Below are 4,559 nucleotides of genomic sequence, written 5' to 3' on the forward strand. Positions count from 1 at the left end.
CCAGGTAATACGGTTTAGTACAGAGCAAGTGAAGTCAGGTTTAGCAATTCAGCAGATTGAGAAGATGGTAGGGGATTTGGGATGAATGCAGTGGTGAAAGCAAAAGTAATGGATTGGTCGAAACACAACATTGATGGGTGGTTAAGTCAGTATGGTGCATTTATTTCAATAAACCGAATGCGCGGCGGGAATGAGCCTGATGATTTAGGTATTAATCAAATTTATTGGTTGGTTCAAGAGAATAGTGGAAAGCCAGCAAGAAATAACAAAACAATTATCTTGCAAATGAGAGATTTTGAATTTGAAGAAGTTCATAAATTGATTCGTGATATTAGGCTTAGTAATCGCATTTGTGACTCAGCTAAGGCTGCTATTGAGCTTTACATTCAAAAACAGGTAAGGGGCCTGACACTTGATCAGATGGATGCTGAGTTCAAGTTAAGTCGAAGCTCAATAAACAATATGATATCTGGTGGTCGTTGGTATTTAGCTGGTCATGATAAAAGACTTGTCATTTAAATGAGAAACACGTATATTCTGTTATAGTGACCGAAGTGTATGTGATGCACTAAGTTAATTTAAAAGCTCGCCAAATGGTGGGCTTTTTTAATGCCTGTGTTATACATATATCTCCAAAGTAAAATAGAGAATAATCAGGTGACAAAACAGTATATTGGAATCACAAGTAGTAGTATTAAAGGTGATGAGAAATATTATAAATATGCTCAAGTGTGGTCAGATGGTGCAATCCACATTGTTGAAGACGTAGAGTCAGCGACAAAATTTAAATCAGAACAAGAAGCGATTGATTCTTTATTTAAGGTCAGTATGTGGGTATGCGAGTATGTTGGTGATGAGATAATAAAGCTTGGTCCAACAAGATAACTAAGGAGCCTCCAAAACTGGGGGCTTTTTTATTGCCTATTCAAAAGGTGCTTGTGACGTGCATAAGTGTTTTGATCTGGAGAATTGTCATGAAAGCCTAATCTTATAAAAAATAAACTTCTCTGCTAGATGTAAAGCCAATATTGCATTGGCTTTTTTAATGCCTGCAAAAAGCCAATTTGCAGAACATGCCTTCGAGTAAAGCACCCAGAATAGGGTTTGGCACCCCGACCTAAAGAGAATGAAAGCAAGTGAAGCAGACCGTGCATGTGAGGTTTGTGTGATTGTGAGTAGCGGTAGATCAGTTGCCGAGCTGGTCAATATCGTAATCTAAGGCAAGGGTGTGGCAGATCGCCACATCCTTTTATGCCTTGAGAAATGTTCTGTGTAAGCAATATCAGGGCACCCAGATTTGTTTTAACTTTTCACAAAAAATTCACGAACAAGTATGCATGATTGCTGCTAGAAACAGCTGTAGTTTCTGAATGACCCTCCAAGGTCCTTAGTTTACAAGCCCACTCACCCTCGAATGGGCTTTTTTTTGCATGGAGAAAAGTAATGCTCCGATTCTTAATGTGTTTATTCGGCCTACATGGTGCAACTGAAATCGATTACACGATTGATGATGAAGAAATCAAAGTGTGTCGGGATTGCTTGAAAGAAGTTGATTAATTTGCCGGACGTATTACGGCACATAAGACCCCGCTCAATATGCATTATTGGCGGGGTTTTTCTTTTCTTATTGGTGGTACCCATGACAGACAAAGTACAAGCGAAACAAGACTTAGAATTTTGCAGTGCTGAGCTATCTAAGTATCAGAATCTCAGTCGTTCTGGTTTAAAGCGTCACCAGTTGATGGTGATTGATGAAATCATGATTGGGCTTAAAGAGCGTATTAAGAATTTGCGGACGGTTCTTTACGTGTAACGGGATGATTCGAAGTAATGGTATCAAGATGGGTGGATTAACTTTTCGTGATAAAATTATAGGGCCAAATTAATATAAGGCACCACCATGAAAATTATTGTTCAAGATCAATACACAGGTGAGCTGATAGAGTTTATAGCAGAAGAAGACGTTACCTCTGGCTTTTTAAATTTTTTCTATCATGACAACGAAGGTAATTTTCTACGATCAACAACCCGTCCATACAAAAAGCTGCCGAGAAAGTCAGTAGTACCAAATATGACATTTACCTTGGGTGACAGGATAGTAGTGATTATTAAAATAATAGAATGAAACCTCCTTCGGGAGGTTTTTTAATGGGCTTAGCTATGGAACTCAACGCCTATAAAATCCTGACCAATAAAATTCCACCTAAGAAGAAACCGCGTACCAGACCATTGCCTAAAGCTGGTGAAAAATACCTGGAAGCGTTCGAGCGATTCAAAGAGATACTTGATCGCATGGAAATCAAGTATGAAGAATATTTTCACTTCAAAAGCACAAAACATTGGCGTTTTGATTTCCATCTCATTGAATATCGAATGCTGATTGAAATTGCAGGTGGTCCTTGGTCAGGTGGTCGTAGAGGTCGGCTTGCAACAAAAGCATGGAGTATTGATCGATATGATCACGCTGAAGCTATGGGGTATCGGTTCATTCGTTTTGAGATTGCTGATATCAACATGGGTCGTGCAACAACTTGGCTAAGAAATTTAAAGGCATCATATGGAACAGTTCAGACCATTCCCGCCGACAGATCTGATGGATCAGGCTGAGGAAGAAGAAGCGATTCGCCAGGCACCCGCCGTGGAATTAAAAGAATGGGTTGTTAAAAACTGGCTGACCATTGGCGGTGAACTTCATAACCCGGATCATGATCATATTGCTGAGCTATTACATGACAATGAAGAATTCCTTGCATTCGCATGGGCATCAAGTGCCGCCGTAGCTAAAAAACGAATGGTGCTGGGGCAATGTGAAAAAGTGATGTTTAACCAGGGTGGATGGAAGAAAGCACGACAAGAACAGCAGATGCGTGACTGGTTTGGTTTTGTGCCAGTGTATCTCATTACTGTAGACGCGGCATTTTGTGAGCAAACTTCAGATCGTGAGTTTTGCCGTTTGATTGAACATGAGCTGTATCACATCGGCGTTGAGCGTGATGCAGATGGTGAAATCATTTATAGCGACCATACAGGTCTGCCTAAACATTACTTGGCTGGCCATGATGTGGAAGTGTTCTTTGGTGAAACAAAACGGTGGGGTGCTGATGAGTCTGTAAAACGACTTTTGGAAATCGCCAAGAATGCGCCGTTTGTATCTGAAACTAATATTGCTGCATGCTGTGGGAATTGTGTGATTGGTTAATTTTTTTGCCCACTTTCCTTGAAATTCCTTGATGGATGGTGACTTATGGCAAGGCTCAAAAAAGCGGAAAAAATCTTTATTGTTCGGTCACTTGCACAGTTTATGCCTATCTCTGATGTAGTAAGGGATATCAAGGAAAAATTTAATGTAGATGTCTCTCCTCAACAGGTGGAATATTACGACCCAACGAAAGCAGCTAGCGCAGATCTAGCACAGGAATTTATTGATCTATTCAATGAGGCGCGTAAGGAATACATTGAACAGCCACTTCACAATATTGAAGGTGCAAACGATATTGTTCAGTTGAAAATTCTCAGCGATCTATTGGTATCTAAAAAAGGCAACGTAGTGATGGCAATCAAATTGATTGATCAGATGCAGAAGATTGTCAAAGGCCATTATGAAAAGAAAATAGAAATCACAGGCAAGGATGGTGGACCATTACAAACAGAAAATACCAATACCAATAGACATCAATTCACACCGGAGGAACTTGCAAAGCTATCTGCACAGGAGCTTTCACGTTTGGCAATTAATGGCAAGTTATGACTTATGCAATTGAAGAGATAGCACCACTAATTAAAGAGTGGACGATCAATACACGTCTGCCAGAAGTCATTGAAGAAATGACACGGCGTTATTACTACCGAATGCTGATAGAACAGAATGAGCTAAGTATTCAGGCTGAAATCTATAAATGCAAAAATGATCCAGCACATTGGTTTAATCACTGGGTATGGACCTATGATCCTCGGGGTATGCCTTTTGGATTGCCGGCGAATATTCCTTTTGTCTTGCGCCCTGGTCAGGTTGAACTCGTAGATTGGTTGATTGAACGTGAGAGCACCCAAACACATGGCCTGATTGAAAAAAGTCGTGATGAAGGGATGAGTTATGTAGTCTTGGGTTTTTACTTGCACCGGTGGTTATTTGTCGAAGGCTTCGCTGGAGGTGTTGGTAGTCGTAAAGAGGATCTGGTTGATAAGAAAGGCGATCCAAAGACATTGCTGCATAAGTTCCGGGACATGTTTTCCAAGTTGCCAGACTGGATGAAGCCGAAGGGCTTTGTTGAAAAAGTACATGACAACTACATGCGAATCATTAACCCGGACAACGGCGCAACCGTTACTGGTGAAGCTGGTGACAACATTGGCCGTGGTGGTCGTACTACAATGTACTTTCTGGATGAATGGGCATTCGTAGAGCGTCAAGAAGCGGTAGACGCTGCAATTTCCCAGAATACAAACGTTCATATCAAAGGGTCTACTCCCAATGGTATCGGCGATCGCTTTCACCAGGATCGTTTTAGCGGTCGTTACGCCGTCTTTACTATGCCTTGGAGAGCTAATCCTGATAAGAA

The 4,559-nt window shown here is 40.9% G+C and carries 7 protein-coding genes and 1 pseudogene; all 8 read left to right on the top strand.

What is annotated here, in order from left to right; all coding sequences use genetic code 11:
• Window positions 1-81 precede the first annotated feature (81 nt).
• The gene (locus ACE01R_RS17415; RefSeq protein WP_395552753.1) at window positions 82-519 is read left to right on the top strand and encodes a hypothetical protein; all 438 of its coding nucleotides are present in this window, start codon (window positions 82-84) and stop codon (window positions 517-519) included.
• Window positions 520-657: 138 nt separating this feature from the next.
• Entirely contained in the window at window positions 658-885 is a 228-nt protein-coding gene (locus ACE01R_RS17420; RefSeq protein WP_395552754.1) for a hypothetical protein, read from the top strand.
• A gap of 754 nt (window positions 886-1,639) precedes the next feature.
• Window positions 1,640-1,813 carry a hypothetical protein gene (locus tag ACE01R_RS17425; RefSeq protein ID WP_395552755.1) on the top strand — a complete coding sequence of 58 codons (174 nt, stop codon included), beginning with the start codon at window positions 1,640-1,642 and terminating at the stop codon, window positions 1,811-1,813.
• Between the two features lie 87 nt (window positions 1,814-1,900).
• Complete coding sequence (locus tag ACE01R_RS17430; protein ID WP_395552756.1) at window positions 1,901-2,125, top strand: hypothetical protein; 225 nt, start codon at window positions 1,901-1,903, stop codon at window positions 2,123-2,125.
• A 35-nt stretch (window positions 2,126-2,160) separates the two neighbouring features.
• Window positions 2,161-2,607 carry a hypothetical protein gene (locus ACE01R_RS17435; protein WP_395552759.1) on the top strand — a complete coding sequence of 149 codons (447 nt, stop codon included), beginning with the start codon at window positions 2,161-2,163 and terminating at the stop codon, window positions 2,605-2,607.
• A complete protein-coding gene (locus tag ACE01R_RS17440; protein WP_395552757.1) occupies window positions 2,558-3,199 on the top strand; it encodes a putative metallopeptidase in 642 nt (213 codons plus the stop codon). Before ACE01R_RS17435 ends, ACE01R_RS17440 begins: the two co-directional genes overlap by 50 nt.
• A 45-nt stretch (window positions 3,200-3,244) precedes the next feature.
• Window positions 3,245-3,748 carry a DUF2280 domain-containing protein gene (locus ACE01R_RS17445; RefSeq protein WP_395552758.1) on the top strand — a complete coding sequence of 168 codons (504 nt, stop codon included), beginning with the start codon at window positions 3,245-3,247 and terminating at the stop codon, window positions 3,746-3,748.
• Window positions 3,745-4,559 (top strand): annotated as a pseudogene (locus ACE01R_RS17450) (terminase); the annotation flags it as partial. The gene ACE01R_RS17445 and the pseudogene ACE01R_RS17450, both read left to right, overlap by 4 nt.

It is taken from the genome of Acinetobacter sp. BSP-28 (genome assembly GCF_044130285.1).
In the GTDB taxonomy this organism is placed as follows: Bacteria; Pseudomonadota; Gammaproteobacteria; order Pseudomonadales; family Moraxellaceae; genus Acinetobacter.